Below are 22,725 nucleotides of genomic sequence, written 5' to 3'. Positions count from 1 at the left end.
ACCCTATTTTCTCCAACAATCAGCAAGATAAATATGAACGATCAATGCGGTTTTATCTTTCAACCAGATGAAACGCTTCGCGTACACCCTCTCCCCAACCCCTCTCCCGTAAAGGGAGAGGGGCTTTTTTAGTTGTTCTGAGAAGTCTGCAAGTTAGCCACAGAATGGAGTAGACAACTGATTTTTTTGTTTCAAAAAACCTATCCTCCAGTCCTGCTTGCTGCGTGTAGCACAATTGCGCTACCCCCCAATAGATACACCTTGCTCAAGGAAACAGCATGTCTACCACCACCATCCGACTCCCCGCCGAACTAAAGGATCGACTTGCAAAAGTAGCAAAGAACCTGGGATCAACATCACATGCCCTGATTCTTGATGCTATAGCCGAGCGTATCGACGCTGAAGAGCATCGTATCGCCAGCGCCATCTCCGTTCTTGAGAGTAACCCGTATATCGGTCGAGAAACTACGTAAGAGTTGCGCGAACTGGTTATTGGGCAACGATCCAAAGGCTATGTAAGGCTATACTGGTTCGTTGCCGAAATAGATACTGTGTTTGTCCTCGCCGTTCGTGCCCAGAAAGAAGCCGGGTATAAATGAACTTTGGATATTTCTCCTGCATTCAGTCATCTGTCACTTGAACCTAAATTCTGTAACAAAAATAGCAGCCAGAAAAATAATTATTCCAAATTTTGCACCTGCTCTCTCATCTGCTCGATAAGCACCTTCATCTCAACAGCAGAGCGAGTGACTTCCACATTGTTCGACTTTGAGGTCAGGGTGTTTGCCTCCCGGTTAAGCTCCTGCATTAGAAAGTCGAGTCGACGTCCAATCGGCTCATCAACCTCGAGTACCCGTCTCACCTCATCGATATGGGTCTCCAGACGATCCAGCTCCTCATCCACATCGAGTCGCTGAGCCAACAGTACCATCTCCTGCTCAACACGAGACTCATCCAGCTCTTCCATCACCTCTGATAACCTGTCCCTGATTCGGCTGCGCACAGAATCCAATACCTCAGGCATCAAACCTCGCACCCGGCTCACTTCCCCTTCCAGAGCATCACATCTCAATCTGATGATCTCTCCCAACCGCTCGCCTTCACGCAATCGATTATCGATCAAACTGTCGATAGCTGTCTCCAGCAGTTGCATCGCCTGCTGTTTAACCGGCGTATAGTCACGCTCCGCCTCTTCCAAAACTCCAGGCCATCTGAGCAGATCGCCGGATCGTATACTGGGACTCAGATCAGTCGCTTCCAGCAACTGTTGCTCTGCCCCCATTAGCTGCTCCACCAGACGCTGGTTGATGCGTAAAGAGGCATCGGCAGCAACCCCGGCTTTAAACTTCAGACTGACATCGAGCTTGCCTCGCCCCAAACGGCTGTTGAGACGCTCCCGGACCGAAGGCTCCAGAGCCCTGAGCTCTTCTGGCAAACGCAAAAAAGCCTCCAGGTAGCGATGGTTAACCGAGCGGATCTCCCAGCTCATATTTCCCAGGTCACCCCGGTACTCTTCCCTTGCGAAGGCAGTCATACTACTGATCATAATCATATGCCTGAGTTTTCTTGTTGAAACAATTTAGTGGTTATATAAGTCGCAGCCATAACCACCCGTTAAGAAAGTCTGACTATGATAAGCGATACGCCACATTATGGGGCAAAAATATACCAATATTGGCGTTTTGATTTCAGATTTACCTTGAGACGCCGCTAAATCTGGGTGTGCAGCAACTCTATGCATGGTTCGGCTTCTATATGCCTACTGTTTTTTTGATGAAAATCACCTTTTCACTCTGAAAGGCACACAAAACCATAGAGAGTAGCGGCATTTCTATAAAAAGGCCTTATAATCAGTGTGATGATGGATAGCGACACAAGCCGAGACGAACCTTCGCGGATCTTATATGGATAAGCTTCGAGACAGCATGCCGGAAGGCACAGAAATTGACTGTTATGTCATCATGAAGGTCGTTGCGAGTGGAGGCTTCAGCCTGATCTACCTGGCAGAGGACGAAGACACTCAGGACGAAGTGATAATCAAAGAGTTTCTGCCGAAGAAACTCGCCCGCCGCAGCAGCAATGGTAAAGTCGTCCCCCTTGAAGAGAAGCAGATCGATAATTTCAATCGCAGCCTGCGCCTGTTCTACCAGGAAGCCAAGGTTCTGGCCTCCTTGCGACACCCCAATATTGTCCAGGTAAGAGGCTTCTTTCTGGCCAACAACACGGGGTATCTTGTAATGGATCACGAGCGTGGTAAGAACCTGGCCAGCTACATAAAGAAGCGTAGTGGCAGCCTCAGCACCAGATTCATCATGACCGTGTTTCCGCCAATTTTGGATGCATTAAGTCAGATCCACTCCCGTAATCTGCTGCATCTCGACATCAAACCCAGCAATATCCACCTCCGTACCGGCGGTAACCCTCTGTTACTCGATTTTGGTGCCGTTCACGAAGTGCGCAATGAGGGCACACGCACCGGCCGTGTCGTAACCACTGGCTTCTCCCCTGTTGAACAGTATTACCAATCAGGCAATGTCGGACCATGGAGCGATGTCTATGCCATTGGCGCAAGCATGCGCGCCTGCCTGGATGGCAAAGCCCCGCCCTCAGCCATTGAGCGACATGCCAAAGAGAAATTGAAGCCTGCGGCAAGGATCTACCGCAGAAGATATCCGGCAGCGATGCTTGAAGCGATCGATTGGGCCATGGAGATCGATTATGAGAAGCGGCCACAAAATGCCAGCGAACTTCTCAATGCACTGCAAGACAATAATAGTGCGATTGATACTGAAAGTGCCATTTCTGAGCTGTTTGACGAAAAGAGAGCAATATGAAGTACGAAACAGCCCAATGCAGCCTGGTTGGCAATCGCTCCATGAATCAGGATCGCGCCCTGGTGATGGAAGCGCCAGATGCTATATTGCTGGCACTCGCTGATGGAATGGGGGGCCACCCAAAGGGAGAAATGGCGGCACAAATCCTCATGGACAATGCCCGCAAGGCCTTCCTGACCAGTCGCAAACCAATATCAAATCCTCGCTTTTTCCTCTCAGGCCTGATGGAGATGAGCCACCAGCAGATAACCGCATTTGGTGATCGACAGGAACCTCCCATCGAACCAAGAACTACCGGGGTTCTCTGTCTTGTCCAGGAAGATAAAGCATATTGGGCGCATATTGGCGACAGTCGACTCTATATAATGCGTGATGGCGTCATCCATCTGCGCACTGATGATCACTCCTACGTGGAACACCTCAGACAACAGGGCATTATCTCTGCCGCTCAGGTGCATACCCATAAGTTCCGCAACTATGTCACCCGATGCCTGGGTGGAAACAGTAACAGACCGGTTGCCGAACTCAGTGGCCCACATGAACTCAAGCAGGGGGATGTCGTACTACTCTGTAGTGACGGATTCTGGGGACCACTGCCGGAACGCCCCCTGGTGGAGATGTTCTACAAAAAAAATGGGCCACTGCTGAATAACATATCTCAACTCGCAGAACGTGCTGAGACCACAAGCAAACCTGAGAGTGATAACGTCACTGTAGTCGCGTTGCGCTGGCGGGAGAGTAACAACAAACTTGAACCTGCTGATATAAGCATGTCACTGACGAAAAAGAACAGGGGTATTCTCGACCATCCCGAAGAGAACGTCGACGTCAGTCAGGCGATAGAAGATCTGCGTAAAATGGTGGATGACCTGGAAGAGGATTGATGATCAGGCTCAATTTTGCCACGCCACTATGGATCACTCCTCATAGGTCACTCTTTTTTTCGACCGCCTTCCCATCACCACTTGGCTGCTTAATCAACCTATAGGCAAAGAGTATCAGGAATGCCCCGGCTGTTGCGGTAAGAATGTTACTAAGGCTCAAGCCTCCGGCATTCCCAATGCCAAGAAAATTACCGATATAACCGCCAAGTATGGCACCTGCGATACCCAGCAACATGGTCACGATAAGGCCGCCACCATCCTTTCCGGGCATAATCCATTTCGCCAGCGCACCGGCTATAAGTCCCAGAATAATCCAAGATATGATTCCCATCACGTCACCTCATCTGTTCACAGCTGTTTTGCGGCAAAGGTGTCACAGCCATTCAAGTCACCGCTCTGAAAACCCACCTTAAACCATTTGACCCGTTGCGCCGAACTGCCATGGGTAAATGAGTCCGGGCTGACATACCCCTGGGATTGCTTTTGCAGGCGATCATCACCAATCGCACTGGCAGCCCTGAGACCCTCTTCAATATCCCCGGATTCAAGCAACTGACGGGAGCGATCTGCGTTATGAGCCCATAAACCGGCAAAGCAATCGGCTTGGAGCTCCTGACGTACAGAGAGTTTGTTACCCTCCACTTCGCTCAGTGATGCCTTTGCCTTTTGTACCTTTTTGGAGATACCCAAAAGAGTTTGCACATGGTGCCCTACCTCGTGGGCAATTACATATGCCTGAGCGAAATCCCCTGGTGCTTTGAAACGCTTCTTCAAGTCATCGAAAAAGCTGAGATCGATGTAAACCTTGTGATCACCAGGACAGTAGAAAGGCCCCATGGCAGCCTGGCCGAATCCACAGGCTGTTTTGGTGGCCCCACGAAACAACACCAGATTGGGCTCTTCGTATTTCGATCCCATTTCGCTGAACATCTGATGCCATGTCGCTTCCGTATCAGCAAGCACCACAGAAACAAAACTGACCAACTCCTGCTCCTCAGCACTCTGTTTCACCGGCTCTCCACCGCCAGTGGAGAGACTCTCTCCAGTGCCGCCGCCGAGCATGCTACCCAGATTGCCGCTCAGTAATCCATAGGCGCCTAATGCCAGAACGGCAACGATCCCGCCTTTGACCCCGAACAGTTTAAACACCATCGGCAGTAGATTGAGCAATCCACCCCCTCCACCGCCCAATCCCAGGGGTGAGGGTGATCTCATACCTCGTCGGTCTTCTACATTGTTACTCTGCCTTTGACCTCGCCAGCGCATTGAATACCCCTTAATCCCCTTGCAGAACCTTGGCTACAAGGGAAGAGACCCCATCACCACCTTGCGACTGAAGAAAAGAGAGCACGATAGGTACAAATTTGCCGATCATGCCGGCATCCAGATCGAGCTTGGAAAAACCGCTGGCCAATGCAGCCATGTTACCCAGGCCATCGCCACCAATCGCTGAGGCTACACCACCAAGCAGTCCACCCAGGCCACCAGAATCTTCACTTGGCGCTGCATTGATCAAAGAATCGATGCCAGGCACCGCCTCTGCAACCTTGCCGAAATCCCCAGATGAGAGCTGATCCTTAACCAATCCTAACAGCAGTCCGGCTCCACCCTCCGCCTGTTGTTGATTGACCCCGGCTCCAGCAACCAATTGTTGAACCAATTCCATCATCTTATTAACCTCCAAGGTAAACAAAGAACTCTAATTTAAGTTACAGGATACGTGATCCCGCTTGATCAATGAATTGTCATCAGCGTATAAGTATAGCGGCTAGACTAGTGTGGCGCGTCTAGAGCCGTATCTTTCACGGAGTCTACCCCAACTGTCGCGATTGACCAGTATAGAAGGTAAATCTTTGTCAACTAACAGATCAGGACCAAAACCATGACAAACAACAATATTCTGCTCGGCGGGAACGGCGACCGACAGATTCTTCTAAACGCCGGCATGGCCAACCGTCATGGTCTGATCACAGGCGCAACCGGTACTGGTAAAACAGTAACCCTGCAAGTTCTCGCCGAATCATTCTCTCGCCTTGGTGTGCCTGTGTTTACCGCTGACGTGAAAGGCGACCTGTCAGGACTCGCAGGTGCAGGCAAGGCTCACCCCAAAATTACTGAACGTCTCGAATATATCGATATTGAAGGACATGACTTTGAACCTTGCCCAGTACTGTTCTGGGATGTATTCGGTAAACAGGGTCATTCGGTACGCACTACGATCTCAGAGATGGGCCCCACTCTTCTGGCCAATCTTTTAGAACTCAACGAGACCCAGGAGGGTGTACTTCAGATCGCCTTCAGCCTCGCCGATGACGAAGGCCTGCTACTGCTTGATCTGAAAGATCTTCGATCCATGCTCAACTGGGTAGCAGATAATGCCAAGGATCTACAGCGGGAGTATGGCCGGGTTTCCCGGCAGAGCGTCAGTGCAATCCTGCGCAGACTACTGACTCTGGAAGAGGCTGGTGGAGAGATCTTTTTCGGTGAGCCTGCGATTCGTATCGAAGATCTGATGCAGAATGACTTCTCCGGTCGGGGCGTGGTCAGCATTCTTGATGCCACCACCCTCTATCACTCACCCCGTATCTACGCCACCTTCCTGCTGTGGCTGCTTTCGGAACTGATGGAAGAGTTGCCTGAACGTGGTGATGCCGACCTGCCCAAGCTGGTGTTCTTTTTTGACGAAGCCCACCTCCTTTTCAGCCACGCACCAAAAGCGCTACTGGAAAAGATCACCCAAGTCGTGCGACTGATTCGTTCCAAGGGGGTTGGTGTATTTTTTATTACCCAATACCCTAACGACGTCCCCGATCAGGTCATCGGGCAATTGGGTAACCGCATTCAACATGCACTGCGCGCCTTCACTCCAAAAGACAGGAAATCGGTCAAAGCAGCAGCACAAACCTTCCGTGAGAATCCCGCCTTTGATACTGAAGAGATGATCAGCAACCTGGGCGTGGGTGAAGCCTTGATCTCCACCCTGGATGAGAAGGGTGTTCCAAGCATGGTGGAGAAGACCCTGATGTCCCCACCTCGATCCCAGTTCGGCCCTATCTCTGCAGAGGAGCGAAAAAAGATCATCGATCGCTCACCGCTCAAATCCAGGTATAGTGAATTGGTCGACCGGGACTCCGCCTATGAATTGCTGAAAAAGCGTGAGGAAGAGTTGATCAAACGCCGTGAGCAGCAAGCCAGCGAAGCAGCTGCTGAAAAACAGGCCAATAGTAGTAAACGCAGTAGCGGCGGCTCAAAGAGACAAGGCGTTGGCGAAGCCTTTGCCAAATCGATCGCACGAGCCATCGGTTCAAATCTTGGAAAGCAGATCATCAGAGGAATATTGGGATCAATTATGGGTAAACGCTAGTGAGAGGCGCGGTAAGTTCGGCAAGTCATAGTTCTGATGCGGATTTGCAGTAGCTTGGATCCTATGACGGTTACTAATATTCTATTGGGCAGGATTAAATACTCGGGTTAAACCAATGTGCGGCAGATTTTATCTTGATGTGATGCAGGAGGAGCTTGAAGCCTACTTTGACCTTCAATCATCTCTCATCTCTGTCACACCAAGATATAACATCGCACCTGCTCAAGAGATCCTTGCCGTGGTCTCTCTGCAACAAAAAAGAGAGATAAAAGGGTTTCATTGGGGCTTGATTCCATCCTGGGCGAAAGATGAAAAAATCGGCTACAAATGCATCAATGCCAGAGCAGAAACCGTCGATAGCAAACCCGCCTTCCGTTCAGCATTTAAAACCCGACGCTGCCTGATTCCTTGTAGCGGATTCTTTGAATGGAAAAGTGAAAACAGAATCAAGCAACCCTACTGCTTCCGACCAACCACACAGCCGATGTTTGCACTGGCAGGTCTCTATGAGCATTGGCAAGACGCATCAGGCAGACAGATCGATTCCTGTACGATCATTGTTGGAGAGGCGAATAGGGATGTCGCTCCCATCCATGACAGGATGCCGATCATCCTGGCAGCAGATGATTTTGAGAACTGGCTTAATCCCGAGATCCAAACCAGGCAGTCCCTTACCCCCCTGTTGAGGGCATGGCCAGATGGTAACATCGAGCACTACCCAGTAAGCCTGGAACTCAACAATCCCAGGAACAACCATCCGGATTTAATAATAAATTACGATAAAACAGATCAATTCAGACTCTTGTAGCCGAGCACAATTGAAGTGGCGCTGTTTTTAGAATTATTGTTTCTGAATTTGTGAACTCTTATTTCCCTAAGCTGACATCCAATCCCTTATAACCCATAATAGCGCCCCCAAGAATCGGATTGGCAATCAAGATCTCTATCCACGACTTGTTCATAGACACCTAAATTTTCATTTTCCCCAAGGAGACCCCCTGCGACATGAGACCTTCCGGACGCAAGCCTGATGAGCTGAGAAAGATCAGCATAACCCGCCACTACACAAAACACGCAGAAGGATCAGTATTGGTCTGTTTTGGTGATACACAAGTATTATGTACTGCCAGCGTGGATGAATCGGTTCCCAGGTTTCTCAAAGGCGCTGGTCAGGGCTGGATCACCGCAGAGTATGGAATGCTACCCAGATCGACCACTGATCGCATGGGACGGGAAGCTGCCCGGGGTAAGCAGGGAGGAAGAACCCTCGAGATACAGCGTTTGATCGGGCGCTCTCTTCGTGCTGCCGTTGACTTAAAAGCACTCGGCGAACGAACCATCACCCTGGACTGTGACGTCATTCAGGCCGATGGAGGTACGCGTACTGCCTCGATTACCGGTGCTTGCGTAGCTCTGGTGGATGCCATAGAGCATGTCCGCGGAAAGGGCCAACTGAAAGAGAGCCCACTACTGAGCATGGTCTCCTCAGTCTCTGTTGGCATCTACCAAGGCACGCCAGTGCTCGATCTCGACTACGCCGAAGACTCAAATGCCGAGACAGACATGAATGTAGTGATGAATGAAAATCAGGGTTTCATCGAAGTACAAGGTACTGCCGAAGGCAATGCCTACAGTCGCGATGAATTGAATGCAATGCTTGATTTGGCGAATCAGGGTGTAGACCAGATCTGCAAAATTCAGCATCAAGCTCTGGCAACCTAGAGATGTAGAGACTGAGGAACCTCTGATTGATTCAAGGCCGGGAGATTGTCTGCCTCTGAGTTGCTCTGAGATTCCCTGGTTTGAGTTCAAAAGAGATACCCCGTTCTTGCTCCCGCATTGAGCAGCGTTTAACAGATAGTACCAATAATGTGAAGTCGCCCCTTCGATTATTCGCTAGGCTGGAACGTTAGATATATAAGGGTGATAAAATATGAAGCTGCCAAGCACAGTCTTCAGGTAAGTCGCCCAAAGCATAGTAATTATTGGGCGAGAGGTTAAGCAAAATGAGTGGACATCACGTAGGCGAACAGATCGTATTGGCCAGTAACAATACCGGCAAGGTTCGCGAGATCAATCAGCTACTGACGAGTGAGCAAATCACAGTTGTACCGCAAAAGGATTTTAATATTCCTGACGCGATTGAAGATGGCCTCAGCTTCGTAGAGAACGCGATCAAGAAAGCGCGCCATGCTTCAAGCCTTAGTGGACTGCCAGCTATTGCTGATGACTCAGGTATTGAGGTAGATGCCCTGAATGGCGCACCTGGTATCTACTCCGCCCGCTTTGCTGGCTCGGGGGCTTCCGATGAAGAGAATTTAAACAAACTTCTAGAGCATCTGAAAGAGATTCCCGAGGCAAAACGCACTGCTCGCTTTCAATGCCTGATGGTCTTTATGCGACACTCAGAAGACCCGACACCTATCATCTGTCAGGGCACCTGGGAGGGGCGTATTTTATTTGAACCACAGGGTGAGAATGGTTTCGGCTACGACCCGGTATTCTATGTACCTAGCCACGACTGCAGTTCTGCACAACTAGATCCTGAGACTAAGAACAGCCTCAGTCACAGAGGGCAAGCCCTTAAATTATTACTCCAGACTCTTACTAAATAAACGTATCATAGTAAATACTCGACTCAGTGAGGCCCACCTTGACCAGGGTAATGGCATGAACTACTGAGCTACAGTAAAAATAGTCACACAAGTTTCAGACACACAAATGCCTTACATACTTTCCCTTCATAAAGAGTATTCCGTAAAACAAACCTTGTAGAGCGAATAGGCTGGGGCCATGCCCCAGCTCTACAGCTGTATTTAGTTTAGCAGCCAAGTGTTAGATAAACAGCATATGACAACTCTTGATCTATAGTTGTTATAAATTCTCACCTGACCATATTCCATATATAGTTACCAGTATTGGTAAAGGAGTCGACACCACGATTCACGCCATCCATTCAATTCATTGTATGCCCCATTGTCGCAACAGATGGTGTCATAACTTGCATGCTCTGACGCATTGCGTCTATATCATCAGCCATCATCGAATAGACTTCAGTTTTACGCAGTTTTTTTCAATGGCAATTCAAAACTGAAAGTTGCCCCCTCACCCTGGACGCCATGAGCATCCACACGCCCACCATGTTTTGCAATGAAGCGTTCAACTATTGCTAAACCCACTCCTGTACCCTCAAACTCATCCATACCCTGTAAACGCTGAAACATTACGAACAGTTTATCTTTGTACTCATTACTGAATCCTATACCATTATCGCTGATCGAGTAGCGGATGTAACCATCGTGTACTTCACCTTTAACTTCGATGACAACCGGGTCTTTTGATACTGAAAATTTAACTGCATTATTTATTAAATTAAATATAACCTGCCGGATTGCACTTGGATCTGCTTTAACTGCAGGCAGATTGTTATAATGAACTACAATATTACTATCTTGATATTGTTCTTTTACACTCTCGCATACGTTTTTAACGAGCTGTTCCATATCGACTTGTTGTATAACAAGATCCACCCTGCCCGCACGGGAAAAAGCCAGAATATCATCGATTAATTCTCCCATCTTGCAGGCATTATTCTGAACAATTCCAAATAGTCTTAGCCCCTCATCATCCAAGCTATCCCCATACTCATCTTTCAGTATTGTTAAAAAACCGTCGATTGCACGTAATGGTGAACGTAGATCATGAGATATGGAATAACTGAACCCTTCCAAATCTCGATTGGCTTGCTCCAATTGATCAGTTCTTGCCATTAACTCCGTGGTTCTTTGTTTAACTGCCAGTTCTAATTTCTCACGATAGCTTTCTCTTTCCAATTCTGCTAACTTTTGCTCTGTTATATCCCTTGCCTGCTCAAATCTTACGTAATGACCGTCATGCCACTCTATGGCACGATCGTTGATGCTATACCATCTTTTATCTTGTACATTCTCGAATTCCCAAACATGAACATTGCCTAAGTTAGCTCCAAATATTAAATGATTAGTACAAAAATCACAGGGCTGATCTTTACCCTGTAGCATTCTATAACACTTTCTTCCTAAAGCATCTTCACCAAATTTACTCTTAAACGCATCATTAACAAATAACAGCTCATATGTTTCCGGATCAGACAAATAGATCACATCATCAATACAGTTGAAGACATCTATAAGTTTTTGTTCTGCTTTCTGTCTAGACTCCAGCATTACATTCGCACTTCTTGCTAAATCCTTAAACTCTGTAAAATAGAGCTGATGAACATCAATCGGCTTCGCTTCATCTGCTTTACGTAAGAAAAATTTACTGAAGTGGGTGATTTCTTTATCAAATCCTCTGACAGTCAAAAAAACCAACCAGGCAGTTATCACATACAGCGCCACTATAATCAACACACCATATAGTACGGTCTGTTTCAACATATTGGATACCAAATCGTCCTGGATTGGCTGCGCTTCATATAGATCATCAAGATAAAACCCTGTACCTATAATCCACTCCCAGTCAGGATAGGCCATTGTGTAACTCACCTTATTCGCTTGAGATACAATTTTTTCTTGAGACTCTTTCGAATTTAAGTATTGCAATCTATTGCTATCCCCTTCCTGCTCATACCGCTCCCACTTATAACTTACATATCCGCCACCCTGTTTACTCGCCTTGAGTAATTGATCAAATAATTCAGTACCATTCAGATTCGTCAGTTCTCTTATATTTCGTCCAATTATCTCTGGTGAGAGATGAGTCAGGCAGATACCATCATATTGATAGGTGAACATGTAACCATTATCATGGTCACCGTAGTGCATATCTTTTATCAAAGTTAGTGCACGATGCTTTGCTCGCTCATCGACTTGCTTATCTGAGATTCCAATTAAAATCAAGAAATCGAATGAAGAAAAGTACTGAACAATAAATGAATACTTTTCATTCACTTTAGTAGTAACCCTGCAAACCTTTGAAGAACCTGGTTGCTCTATCAGCGCTGTAATACAACTCTGTTCAATATTAATCGGATAGTTACTCTGGATTTGTCGACTGCTGAATAGAACATCGCCTCCTTGCTCAAGAATAAATATTGAATCAAAATGGCTTGACCCTAGGATTGGTTTCAACTCATCCAGAGCTATATGGCGTAGAGTATCCAACGATTTGAATGAACCCTCATCCTGATCCAGAGCCTGTAGTATTTGTAGCGTGATAGAGAGGTACTCTTCGCCTCGCTGCATAAACTCTTTTCTGCTATCACTACGAATTTCTTCTATTTTTGCAAGCACATGTTCGACCTCATGCTTGACTATCTGTTTGTGTAGATCAATAAAACGTCGTTCAACCTGATCCTTCTGAATATCGTTTATATTCATTAAATTGTTTAACCACAACAATGAGACAAGCAGCAACGGCAGCAGAACAATTAGAAAATATGTTGTAGGAATGAACCAACTCAGTTTCCTTGGTACAGGGATCATCATATCTCCTGAAATCCTGTTAATCCTTGATTACGCTTCAATGCTATCTTTAGAGCATATTTTAAGCTATATAGTAAACTATGACTTGGAGATGTTAACCATAGGATAATTTTAAATATATATACTTCTGATTACGACTAAACTACCACGTAGTGCGATAACCATTAATAATCATGGAGTAATATCTATTCTCAATGGAGTATTTATGCCAATTTCCTACAAGGGTAACTTCTCCCTCTAAGCAAAATCTAATCTACTCTTAGTAATTTACTATAAAGGATTTCACCATTTCAAAGGAACTTCTGTATTAGTTATGAAGGACACTATAGTTGACATTTTACTGGTTGAAGATAATCCCAATGATGCGGAACTGGCAATCCATGCACTAAAAAGACACCGTCTTGCGAATAGATTACACTGGGTTAAAGATGGTGTAGAGGCACTTGATTATATCTTCTTTCGAGATACCTATTCCGACCGAAACCCTGAACTTCCACGAGTTATTTTACTTGATTTAAGGTTACCAAAGCTTGATGGTATTCAGGTACTGACAGAAATCCGTAGTAATGAAAAGACGCGCGACATACCAGTTGTAGTACTAACTTCTTCTAAAGAGGACAAGGATCTTGTAAACACATATCGACTCGGTATAAACAGCTTTGTACCCAAACCCGTCATATTTAATGATTTTATTCACGTTGTATCTGACCTTGGTTTGTACTGGGTACTTGTCAACCGAGTACCCCCTCAAATAAGAGCTGATTGATGACGCATTCAATTAAGATTCTTATGCTCGAGGACAACCCCTTCGACGCCGAACTTATTGAACGTATACTGCGTAAAAGTGGATTGATATTTGAAATAAAAAGGATAGAAACTGAAGTACTATTTCTGCAATCTTTGATCACTTTTCAGCCTGACCTAATACTCTCTGACTATAATCTACCACACTACAATGGCTTCAAGGCCCTCCTGGCAGTACAAGCCCTTGAACAGGATATTCCATTTATTTTCGTAACCGGCGCTATCGGTGAAGAGGCATCGGTAAAAATGTTAAAACAAGGGGCTGTTGACTACATCCTGAAAGATCGTCTTGCACGACTACCAGAAGCAGTCAATCGTGCAATTGAAGATAAACGCCAAAAACAGAATCTGAAAGCCAGTGAAGAGCGTTACCGACTACTCATGCAATCCAGTCACTATGGCATCTGGGACTGGAATCTAAAAACTGACTCGCTCTACCTCTCGCCTCAGTGGAAACAACAGTTAGGCTATCAGGATCAGGAACTTGAGAACAGTTTTTCGACATTCGAAAAGCTATTACACCCACAAGATAGAGACAAAGTTATAGCTACTATCAAATTATTTGTTACAACTCCAGAAGAGCAATGGAACATTGAATTTCGAATGCATCACAAAACTGATGGCTACAGATGGATTAATGCAAGAGCAAGCTACAAAACTGATACCAATGGTCAGGTTATACGAATGTTGGGCGTCCATATAGATATAACACAGCGACGCAATTCTGATGAAAAACTTCGTCAGGCAGCACAGGTTTTCAGCAGTACTATTGAAGGTGTGATCATTACAGACGCCAATGCAAATATACTTCGTGTCAATCCTGCTTTCGAAGAGATTACAGGATATACAAGTGAACAAGCTGTTGGTAAAAAACCCAGATTTCTACAGTCAGCTGATCACTCAAATGACACTCTGCATTCAATATGGCAAACACTGATATCAGATGGATATTGGAGCGGTGAAATACAGAATCAACGCGCCAACGGAAACAGCTATCCTGCATTAATGACCATTAGCGCTGTAAAGGACGAAAATAAAATAACAACAGGTTACGTCTGTCTTTTTGTTGACATCACACAATCCAAACGCACCGAAGAGCGCCTCGATTTCCTTGCTCACCATGACGCCCTAACAAAACTCCCCAACCGCTTACTTTTCAAGGCAAGACTCAATCAAGCCCTACAACACGCCATAAGAAACAAGAGCCAGGTGGCGACTATGTTCATAGATCTGGACCGGTTCAAAAACATCAACGACAGTATGGGGCACACTGTGGGTGATGAGTTACTACAACAGGTATCACAGCGCCTTCAACAATTGATACGTGCAGAAGACACACTTGCAAGGATCAGCGGCGACGAATTCGTTCTTATGATCGAAAACGAATTATCAGTGGAGAATATTACTCATGTATTGAATAAGATCATGAGGGCATTTCATCAACCCTTCGAACTCATGCATCACAAAGTGTTAATAACCTGCAGTATCGGCATTAGTATTTTCCCTGATGACGCACACGATTCTGATGCATTGGTACGAAATGCCGATGCAGCAATGTACAGAGCCAAAGAGCATGGCAGAAACACCTATGAGTTCTACACATCGGAAATGACTGCCAGTGCACTGGAACATGTATTCCTTGAAAATGCACTACATAATGCTCTCTCAGAAAATCAATTCTCTCAATATTACCAGCCACAGTTTCAATTGGATACTGGTCAGCTTATCGGCTGTGAAACCTTGATACGCTGGCAACATCCTCAAGAAGGCGCCATCCCACCTCACCGATTTATTCCATTGGCAGTACAAAATGGCACCATTCAGGAAATCGATTTCTGGATGTTTAGAACTGCATGTCTTCAAGGCAAAATCTGGCTTGACCAGGGTCTACCGGTTCAACATATATCTGTGAATATGACAGGCTCACAAATCCAGCACAAAGATTTTGCAGATAAGATTCATAACATTTTATTAGAGACAAACTTTCCAAAAGAACATTTGGAAATAGAGGTAACTGAGAGTTTTGTTATGCAACGTCCAGAGGTTGGAATCTACCAACTTCAAAAACTCTATGATAATGGAATCAGCATAGCTATAGATGATTTCGGCACCGGATACTCCTCCCTTAGTTACCTGAAAAAGCTACCGGTCAGTAAAATCAAACTTGATCGCTCATTTATCATGGATATCACAAAAGATAAAGATAGCCTAGCTATTGTCTGTGCAATCACCGATCTGGCAAAATCTCTAGGAAAAACTATTGTTGCAGAGGGGGTGGAAACACTTGAACAAGCTCAACAGTTGAGAGAGCTGGGATGTGAGCAAGTTCAAGGCTACTATTTTTGTCGTCCACAAAACGTTGATAAAATGACCGATCTACTACGCTCAGGCGAGAAACAAAGACCTCACTCGACTCGCATTCCTGCAGAGGAGATTAACAGCATCACCTACTAACCCTGTGAGCTGAGAATTTGCAGAACTTATAGATTCTTCAGGCTTTAACTTTTCATCACTTATAAAGTATCTATTCAACATTAACCATAAACAACATTTGGCAACCAGGTTGCCAACTGAGGCCAATAGGCCAGTAGAGCCAGCATCAGTAGCTGAATAACGATAAATGGAGCAACTCCACGATAGATCGCACCTGTAGTGATCTGTTTCGGCGCAACCCCCCGTAGATAGAAGAGGGCAAATCCAAACGGCGGCGTTAGAAATGAGGTTTGCAGATTTATTGCGATCATTACACCAAGCCATACCGGATCCAGCCCCATGGCCAACAGGATTGGCCCGACTATGGGAACAACCACAAAGGTTATCTCTATGAAGTCTAGAATAAACCCAAGCAGGAACATCACCAGCATGACCACAATCATCGCACCCACCACACCACCCGGTAAATTAGTCAACAGCTCGGTTACAACATCGTCACCACCATAGCCACGGAAAACCAATGAGAATAGAGAGGCTCCGATAAAAATCATAAACACCATACTGGTGACTTTAGTGGTGCCGGTAACAACCTCTTTCAAGGTTTTCAGGTTAAGCTGCCGCTGGCTAACTGCCAGCAACATGGCGCCAATCGCACCAACTGAGGCAGCCTCTGTAGGCGTTGCAAGACCGCCTAATATAGAACCCAGAACCGCTACGATCAGTAACAGTGGCGGCAGTAACACTTTAACCACTTTTGATAGTAAGGCCCCTCTCTCTTGCGTTTCATCGACAGGCATGGCGGGCACTGCATCGGGTTTCACTACTGCCATTAAAACGATATAGAGCAGATAGAGCAGTACCAGCATCAAGCCCGGCAACAAGGCACCGACGAAAAGGTCTCCCACTGATACGGTTTCTGGTGAGAATATCCCCATATCAAGCTGAGCCTGCTGGTAGGCAGCGGATAGCACATCACCCAGAAGAACCAGGATGATAGAGGGCGGAATAATCTGCCCCAGAGTTCCAGCTGCACAGATCACCCCGCAGGAGATGGCCGGGTCATAGTTACGCTTGAGCATCGTTGGCAGGGATAACAGACCCATGGTAACCACTGTCGCACCGACAATGCCTGTGCTTGCGGCCAGTAACATACCTACCAGGGTTACAGAGATACCAAGCCCTCCCCTTAACCTGCCAAACAGACTGGCCATGGTATCGAGCAGATTCTCTGCAACTCTGGAGCGCTCCAGCATAACCCCCATGAACACGAACAATGGCACGGCTATCAGTGTCTCATTGGTCATGATGCCATATAGCCGATTCGGTAAGGCATGCAGGAAAGCATCGTCGAAATGACCGGTTTGACTTCCTAACCAGGCAAAAGCCAGTGAAGTACCCCCCAGTGAGAAGGCAACCGGATAACCCAGCAACAAAACCAGGCACACCAAGAGAAACAGAATCAAAGGAAGATATTCAGCCATCAACGCTCAAGCTCGGTCGATGCCAACTCATGCCATCCGAATAGTCGACTCAAACAGCGGATTGTTATGGAGAATCCCTGCAGCATCAGTAGAGCAGCCATTACCAAAATCAGGGTTTTAAGCAGAAAAACCCCATCCAGCCCACCAACCTCCCGCGAGCCTTCGTAGAGAGACCAGGATTGTGAGACATAGTCCCAGCTGACGAAAAAGATAAACAGACAGACCGGCAGCAACAAGGTCAAGGTGCCTATCAGATCGATCCATGCCCTGCCCCGCTCAGAGAATTTTCGGTAGACAATATCGACCCGAACATGACCTTCGTGTTTGAGGGTATAGGCAGCACCAATCAGAAACAGGGCTGCATGCATGAAGGTGACCGATTCCTGAAGCCAGATCCAGCCCATTCCAAATACATAACGCAATATCACCACAGTCACGGTTACCAGGACCATCAGCAGACTCAACCATGAGACCGCTTGGCCCAACACTTCGTTTATCCTGTCAAAAACTTTTGCCAGGTTTTGAATTATTTCAACAAAGTGACTCATCGAACCCCATTCACCAGCGCAATAAGATCCATTGAGGTACTGAGATATTCGTTGGGTCGGTACTGCGAGAGTCAAACTCCCCATCCCCATCCCGATCACTCATGTAGTAGGACGGCCCGTTATCAGGATCGATTTTCACCATGTAGAGCTGACCATTTACCCGGTATTCAGTAATCGTACCTTCCTCCCGCTTAATGATCGTCACATCAGGTTCAATCACTTCACCATCGACGATCACTTCAGGCAGAGGCAACTCCGGCGGTTCTGGAACTGCAGTATCCTCAGCAATGGCTGAGAGGGCCACAAAAAAGCCAGCAGACAACAGGATTCTGATAGGTGTTTTCAGATGATCAATCATTTTCTCCCTCCATGGGAGAGGTCGTTAACAACAAAATCACAGCTCAAGCAGAATCTCCTGCTCAGCGGGAGAGGGCTCGAAACGCCGAGTCTCATAGTGGTCGAAAATCGCATCCACCACCTGTTGCGGCTGTTCGCATACCTGCACCAACTCGAGATCCTCCACATCGATGGTACCCGCCGGACAGAGGGTGTTGCGAAACCACTCCAGCAATCCACCCCAAAACTCCCCATCCACGAGGATAATTGGAATTTTACGGGTTTTCCCCGTCTGAACCAAAGTGAGTATCTCAGCCATCTCGTCCAGGGTGCCAAATCCACCCGGCAGAACCACATAGGCAGAAGCATGTTTGACGAACATCACTTTGCGGGCAAAAAAGTGGCGGAAGTTGAGGGCGATGTCCTGATAGGCATTTCCAGCCTGCTCCATTGGCAGCTGGATATTCAGTCCGATACTGGTTGATTTACCCTCGAAAGCGCCTTTATTGGCCGCCTCCATAATACCCGGCCCACCACCACTGACCACAGAGAAACCACTATCCGACAACAGCCGGGCAATCTCCTCCGCTAAAGCGTAGTGAGGATGATCCCTTGGCGTCCGCGCTGAACCAAAAAAACTCACCGAGGGGCTGATCTGAGCCAGTTGCTCAAAGCCCTCGACAAATTCAGCCATGATCTGAAATACACGCCAGGATTCACGGGTCAGCTGACCTTCTGCGCCAGCGCGTGGATTGCGGCGCCTATCTTGTGTTATTGCCATTAAAATCTCTACACTTTGAGCTCATTTCGGGAGATCTGTTCGGCCTATATCCAACCCCGTCCTGAAGACTAAAAAAATATACTGATTAAGCCGCAGTCACAGTGGATGATATCAGGCATTAGCCCCAACGGTAGTGTTTTAGTCTCGATTGCTTATCTCTGTATAGGGCCAAGCCATCTATATAGGAGACTTCACCACTCTTATCCCGTTGCCTGCCTCTCCTGGAAGGAGAAGGGATGCGCCTGGTCCAAGTATGATGTCTCACAACTTAGTTGGCAAAATAAGCCATGCCCGAACAAGTGGTTGCTGAGATATTTTGAAGTAGATCGGTTAGAAGCAACACAACACTGGTATTGAAATCAATAACACCACTGCGTAACCTTGCGCCTCTGCCGACCACTCTGGAAAACCAGCCATCTATGTCAGACCTTAATCCAAGACAGCAACAAGCGGTGAACTACATCGATTCGCCGCTACTTGTACTGGCTGGTGCAGGTAGCGGCAAAACCCGGGTGATCACCGCCAAAATTGGCTATCTGGTGAATAGATGCGGACACGATCCACAACACATAGCTGCGGTCACTTTCACCAACAAAGCAGCGCGAGAGATGAAAGAGCGTGTGGCCAAATCCCTGGGCAATCGATCGGAGAAGATGCCAAGGATATCCACCTTTCACAACCTTGGTCTCAACATCCTCCGCGAGGAGCTGAAAACCCTTGGCTTGAAACCCGGATTTTCGATCTTCGATCAACAGGATAGCGCCGCACTACTGAAGGACTTGCTGCGAAAGCAGAACCTCGGCGATGAGGCTGTGATCAACGCAGCTCAATGGACGATCTCTGCCTGGAAGAACGACCTGGTCACACCGGAACAAGCCCTGTCACAGGCTGAAAATGAGCTTCAGGTGGCTCAGGCCAACCTCTACGCCGCCTATCTGCGTAGTCTAAAGGCCTTCAACGCCGTTGATTTCGATGATCTGATTCTGTTGCCTGTGCAGTTATTTCAAGACCACCCTGATCTACGGGAGCGGTGGCAAAACCGCATCCGCTATCTATTGGTGGATGAGTACCAGGACACCAATCAGGCCCAATATGAGCTGGTAAAACTGCTGGCCGGGGTGCGGGCCGCATTCACTGTGGTCGGTGACGATGACCAGTCGATCTATGCCTGGCGCGGCGCCAGACCTGAAAACCTGATCCGCCTGCAGAGCGATTTTCCCACTCTGAAACTGATCAAGCTGGAGCAGAATTATCGATCGAGCAGCCGCATTTTAAGGTCTGCCAACCAGCTGATCAGCAAGAATCCTCATGTGTTTGAGAAAAAACTCTGGAGTGAACTGGGCGTTGGCCCTGAATTGAGAGTGCTGGTCTGCCCCAATGAAGTTCAGGAGGCAGAGCGGGTTGTCTCCGAGATCATTCATCTAAAGTTTACCGCCAAGGCCAAAAATAGCGATTGCGCCATTCTCTACCGGGGTAATCACCAGGCCAAACTGTTCGAGAAGGCTCTACGCACTCATAATATTCCCTATTTCCTGAGTGGTGGCACCTCCTTTTTCTCCCGTACTGAGGTGAAGGATGGCATGGCCTATCTGCGCCTGCTGGCCAATCCGGAAGATGACAGTGCGTTTCTGCGCATCGTCAATACACCACGACGGGAGCTCGGCCCCAATACCCTGGAAAAGCTTGCTGAATATGCCCAGATAAGAGGCTGCGCCCTACTCCCGGCCTGCAATGAAATCGGCCTGCAGCATAAACTCAGCGCCCGTCCCTACGAACGCTTGCAACACTTCGCAAGACTGATTCAACACTACACTCAAAAGGCAGAGTCCGACCCTTCTGCTGCCTTCCGCAGCCTGATAGAGGAGATCGACTATCTCGACTGGCTGAAGGAGAATGCCAGCAGCGATGCCGTGGCTGAACGACGCATGGAAAACGTCACCGACCTTATGGACTGGTTAAAAGCACTACAGAACGGCGAACTACAGGAGAAGAGCCTCTCTGAGATGGTCAACCACCTGACCCTGATGGATATGCTGGAGCGACAAGATGATGAGGAGCAGAAGGATCAGGTTCACCTGATGACCCTGCATGCAGCAAAAGGATTGGAGTTTCCCCACGTATTCCTGGTCGGTATGGAGGAGGAGCTACTGCCTCATCGCAGCAGCATTGAAGAGAATAATATCGAAGAGGAACGCAGACTCGCCTACGTGGGTATAACCAGAGCACAACGCACCCTGACCATGACCTACGCCAGTAAACGCAAGCGATTTGGCGAGATGATCGCCAGCGAACCGAGTCGCTTTCTGCAGGAACTGCCAGAGGATGACCTGTTATGGGAGGGCCGTGGCAGCAAACTCAGCAAAGAAGAGAAACAGGCGAGAGGATCGGCCCATCTGGCCAATCTCAAATCGATGCTCAACTGAGCGGCTCCAGCAGCCGCAAATGGCGGCGGCTGGAGCTGATTATCAGAGGGTCAAAATCCAATTGACCACAGCACGGATATTCTCATCCGCAATGTGGGCATTTGGTGGCATCGGGATCTGTCCCCAGGTACCCACGCCGCCAGCTTTCACCTTTGCCACCAGCATATCGGCAGCAGCGGCATCACCCTTGTATTTGGCGGCAACTTCCTTGTAGGCAGGACCGACAACCTTAACCTCGATCTGATGGCAGGCCATACAGCCGGAGGAGGTAGCCAGAGCCAGTTGATCACCACCGGAAGCAGCAGCTGCAGGTGCCGCAGCAGGCGCTGCTTCGGCTGCAGGCGCGGCTGCACTCTCCGCTACTGCAGGTGCTTCAGCGGGAGCTGCAGCTTCAGCCGGTTTGGCAGCACCCTCTACATTCACTTTACCGATGGGAGCAATGCGCTCCAATACATCACCACGATCTTCTGCCACAACCTGGGCAGAAACCAAAAGTGCAGCGGCCGCTACGCCGACCAACACACCAGACTTAGATACAACATTGATACTCACGGGCATAATCCTCCGTATTTCAATCGATTGCGCCCCATGTAACAGGCAATTCCAAAAAACCCGCCGATTATACCCGCCGACAGAAAAAAGAGCGAACAGGGTTGGACGGCACCCCTTGAGGGGGCTAAACTACGCTTCGCCGCGACACCTGCCTAAGAGGTCTAATCGCAGGCATCACAAGCGCCCGTAGCTCAGCTGGATAGAGTACCGCCCTCCGAAGGCGGGGGTCACAGGTTCAAATCCTGTCGGGCGCGCCAAATTCACTTTCACCGCAAAAAATAATCCGGACTTCGAGCTGAGGTTGGCCGATGCATTTCTCATTGGTACTAACGATGGCAGCTAATTCAGTATGCACACTCCCCGGATTACGCTCTAACTCACCCAAACCGGTGTAGCCTGGATGGAGTGCAACGGAATCCGGGATCCATGCCCACGGAATAGACACCGCTTCATCCAGGCTACATCATAAGGCTGTTCGGAAGAGGGAACCTAATCCACACTCCGACTCCCCGGATTGCGCTCTACCCAACCCAAACCGGTGTAGCCTGGATGGAGTGCAACGGAATCCGGGATCCATACCCACGGAATAGACACCGCTTCATCCAGGCTACATAGTAAGACTGTTCGGAAGGGGGGAACCTAATCCACACTCCGACTCCCCGGATTGCGCTCTACCCAACCCAAACCGGTGTAGCCTGGATGAAGTGCAACGGAATCCGGGTTCCATGCCCCAGGAATAGACACCGCTTCATCCAGGCTACATAGTAAGACTGTTCGGAAGGGGGGAACCTAATCCACACTCCGACTCCCCGGATTACGC

The 22,725-nt window shown here is 47.9% G+C and carries 21 protein-coding genes and 1 tRNA gene; 11 read left to right on the top strand and 11 right to left on the bottom strand.

The features are described from left to right. Positions 1 to 278: 278 nt before the first annotated feature. A complete protein-coding gene (locus AC4IE7_RS01090) occupies positions 279 to 473 on the top strand; it encodes a CopG family ribbon-helix-helix protein (protein ID WP_490774953.1) in 195 nt (64 codons plus the stop codon). Between the two features lie 206 nt (positions 474 to 679). Here AC4IE7_RS01090 and AC4IE7_RS01085 read toward each other — a convergent pair whose 3' ends face one another. Then, positions 680 to 1,552, bottom strand: a complete 873-nt coding sequence (locus AC4IE7_RS01085; RefSeq protein ID WP_490774952.1) for a YicC/YloC family endoribonuclease — start codon at positions 1,550 to 1,552, stop codon at positions 680 to 682. Between the two features lie 352 nt (positions 1,553 to 1,904). Here AC4IE7_RS01085 and AC4IE7_RS01080 point away from each other — a divergent pair, with 352 nt between their 5' ends. Then, positions 1,905 to 2,834 carry a serine/threonine protein kinase gene (locus AC4IE7_RS01080; RefSeq protein WP_490774951.1) on the top strand — a complete coding sequence of 310 codons (930 nt, stop codon included), beginning with the start codon at positions 1,905 to 1,907 and terminating at the stop codon, positions 2,832 to 2,834. Further along, on the top strand, positions 2,831 to 3,718 hold the full coding sequence (locus tag AC4IE7_RS01075) for a PP2C family protein-serine/threonine phosphatase (RefSeq protein ID WP_490774950.1): 888 nt from the start codon (positions 2,831 to 2,833) through the stop codon (positions 3,716 to 3,718). Before AC4IE7_RS01080 ends, AC4IE7_RS01075 begins: the two co-directional genes overlap by 4 nt. A gap of 40 nt (positions 3,719 to 3,758) precedes the next feature. Here the strand turns inward: AC4IE7_RS01075 and AC4IE7_RS01070 are convergent, their stop codons facing one another. From AC4IE7_RS01070 to AC4IE7_RS01060, 3 genes are read right to left on the bottom strand one after another with little or no spacing between them, the layout of a single operon-like run. Next, positions 3,759 to 4,049: a GlsB/YeaQ/YmgE family stress response membrane protein gene (locus AC4IE7_RS01070; RefSeq protein ID WP_490774949.1), complete on the bottom strand. Its 291-nt coding sequence runs from the start codon at positions 4,047 to 4,049 to the stop codon at positions 3,759 to 3,761. 17 nt (positions 4,050 to 4,066) lie between these two features. Next, positions 4,067 to 4,984, bottom strand: a complete 918-nt coding sequence (gene ypfJ / locus AC4IE7_RS01065; RefSeq protein WP_490774948.1) for a KPN_02809 family neutral zinc metallopeptidase — start codon at positions 4,982 to 4,984, stop codon at positions 4,067 to 4,069. A 10-nt stretch (positions 4,985 to 4,994) separates the two neighbouring features. Further along, positions 4,995 to 5,387 (bottom strand): DUF2780 domain-containing protein, encoded by a 393-nt coding sequence (locus AC4IE7_RS01060; protein WP_490774947.1) that lies wholly within the window; start codon positions 5,385 to 5,387, stop codon positions 4,995 to 4,997. A gap of 213 nt (positions 5,388 to 5,600) precedes the next feature. Here AC4IE7_RS01060 and AC4IE7_RS01055 point away from each other — a divergent pair, with 213 nt between their 5' ends. The 4 genes from AC4IE7_RS01055 to rdgB all read left to right on the top strand — a co-directional run bounded on the left by AC4IE7_RS01055 (position 5,601) and on the right by rdgB (position 9,697). After that, positions 5,601 to 7,082, top strand: coding sequence for a helicase HerA-like domain-containing protein (locus tag AC4IE7_RS01055; protein ID WP_490774946.1), 1,482 nt, complete (start codon positions 5,601 to 5,603; stop codon positions 7,080 to 7,082). Positions 7,083 to 7,197: 115 nt separating this feature from the next. Continuing rightward, positions 7,198 to 7,890 (top strand): SOS response-associated peptidase, encoded by a 693-nt coding sequence (locus AC4IE7_RS01050; protein ID WP_490774945.1) that lies wholly within the window; start codon positions 7,198 to 7,200, stop codon positions 7,888 to 7,890. A 197-nt stretch (positions 7,891 to 8,087) separates the two neighbouring features. Then, positions 8,088 to 8,804, top strand: a complete 717-nt coding sequence (gene rph, locus AC4IE7_RS01045) for a ribonuclease PH (protein ID WP_490774944.1) — start codon at positions 8,088 to 8,090, stop codon at positions 8,802 to 8,804. Positions 8,805 to 9,088: 284 nt separating this feature from the next. Beyond that, a complete protein-coding gene (rdgB, locus tag AC4IE7_RS01040; RefSeq protein ID WP_490774943.1) occupies positions 9,089 to 9,697 on the top strand; it encodes an RdgB/HAM1 family non-canonical purine NTP pyrophosphatase in 609 nt (202 codons plus the stop codon). A gap of 444 nt (positions 9,698 to 10,141) precedes the next feature. Here the strand turns inward: rdgB and AC4IE7_RS01035 are convergent, their stop codons facing one another. Further along, positions 10,142 to 12,550 (bottom strand): cache domain-containing protein, encoded by a 2,409-nt coding sequence (locus AC4IE7_RS01035; RefSeq protein ID WP_490774942.1) that lies wholly within the window; start codon positions 12,548 to 12,550, stop codon positions 10,142 to 10,144. A 310-nt stretch (positions 12,551 to 12,860) separates the two neighbouring features. On the opposite strand from AC4IE7_RS01035, the gene AC4IE7_RS01030 reads away from it, so the two are divergent. Together AC4IE7_RS01030 and AC4IE7_RS01025 are read left to right on the top strand one after the other, a co-directional pair. Further along, on the top strand, positions 12,861 to 13,313 hold the full coding sequence (locus tag AC4IE7_RS01030; protein WP_490774941.1) for a response regulator: 453 nt from the start codon (positions 12,861 to 12,863) through the stop codon (positions 13,311 to 13,313). Then, a complete protein-coding gene (locus AC4IE7_RS01025; protein WP_490774940.1) occupies positions 13,313 to 15,805 on the top strand; it encodes an EAL domain-containing protein in 2,493 nt (830 codons plus the stop codon). Before AC4IE7_RS01030 ends, AC4IE7_RS01025 begins: the two co-directional genes overlap by 1 nt. A gap of 80 nt (positions 15,806 to 15,885) precedes the next feature. Here AC4IE7_RS01025 and AC4IE7_RS01020 read toward each other — a convergent pair whose 3' ends face one another. From AC4IE7_RS01020 to AC4IE7_RS01005, 4 genes are read right to left on the bottom strand one after another with little or no spacing between them, the layout of a single operon-like run. Continuing rightward, a complete protein-coding gene (locus AC4IE7_RS01020; protein WP_490774939.1) occupies positions 15,886 to 17,265 on the bottom strand; it encodes a TRAP transporter large permease in 1,380 nt (459 codons plus the stop codon). Continuing rightward, positions 17,265 to 17,813: a TRAP transporter small permease subunit gene (locus AC4IE7_RS01015; protein ID WP_490774938.1), complete on the bottom strand. Its 549-nt coding sequence runs from the start codon at positions 17,811 to 17,813 to the stop codon at positions 17,265 to 17,267. Before AC4IE7_RS01015 ends, AC4IE7_RS01020 begins: the two co-directional genes overlap by 1 nt. Positions 17,814 to 17,823: 10 nt before the next feature. Then, on the bottom strand, positions 17,824 to 18,171 hold the full coding sequence (locus AC4IE7_RS01010; protein ID WP_490774937.1) for a DUF2782 domain-containing protein: 348 nt from the start codon (positions 18,169 to 18,171) through the stop codon (positions 17,824 to 17,826). Between the two features lie 36 nt (positions 18,172 to 18,207). Beyond that, positions 18,208 to 18,930 (bottom strand): LOG family protein, encoded by a 723-nt coding sequence (locus AC4IE7_RS01005; protein WP_490774936.1) that lies wholly within the window; start codon positions 18,928 to 18,930, stop codon positions 18,208 to 18,210. A 419-nt stretch (positions 18,931 to 19,349) separates the two neighbouring features. Here AC4IE7_RS01005 and rep point away from each other — a divergent pair, with 419 nt between their 5' ends. Next, a complete protein-coding gene (gene rep / locus AC4IE7_RS01000) occupies positions 19,350 to 21,353 on the top strand; it encodes a DNA helicase Rep (RefSeq protein WP_490774935.1) in 2,004 nt (667 codons plus the stop codon). 42 nt (positions 21,354 to 21,395) lie between these two features. Here the strand turns inward: rep and AC4IE7_RS00995 are convergent, their stop codons facing one another. Then, positions 21,396 to 21,905, bottom strand: coding sequence for a c-type cytochrome (locus AC4IE7_RS00995; protein ID WP_490774934.1), 510 nt, complete (start codon positions 21,903 to 21,905; stop codon positions 21,396 to 21,398). A gap of 180 nt (positions 21,906 to 22,085) precedes the next feature. On the opposite strand from AC4IE7_RS00995, the gene AC4IE7_RS00990 reads away from it, so the two are divergent. Then, a tRNA-Arg gene (locus AC4IE7_RS00990) sits at positions 22,086 to 22,162 on the top strand. Here AC4IE7_RS00990 and AC4IE7_RS00985 read toward each other — a convergent pair. Then, positions 22,141 to 22,350 (bottom strand): hypothetical protein, encoded by a 210-nt coding sequence (locus AC4IE7_RS00985; protein ID WP_490774933.1) that lies wholly within the window; start codon positions 22,348 to 22,350, stop codon positions 22,141 to 22,143. The two genes, AC4IE7_RS00990 and AC4IE7_RS00985, sit on opposite strands and share 22 nt — an antisense overlap. Positions 22,351 to 22,725 lie beyond the last annotated feature (375 nt).

The sequence above is a fragment of the Candidatus Thiodiazotropha sp. AKAK3 genome (assembly GCF_058244645.1).
The sequence above is the reverse complement of the archived record's forward strand: the minus strand, read 5'-3'. Positions and strand labels throughout refer to the sequence as shown.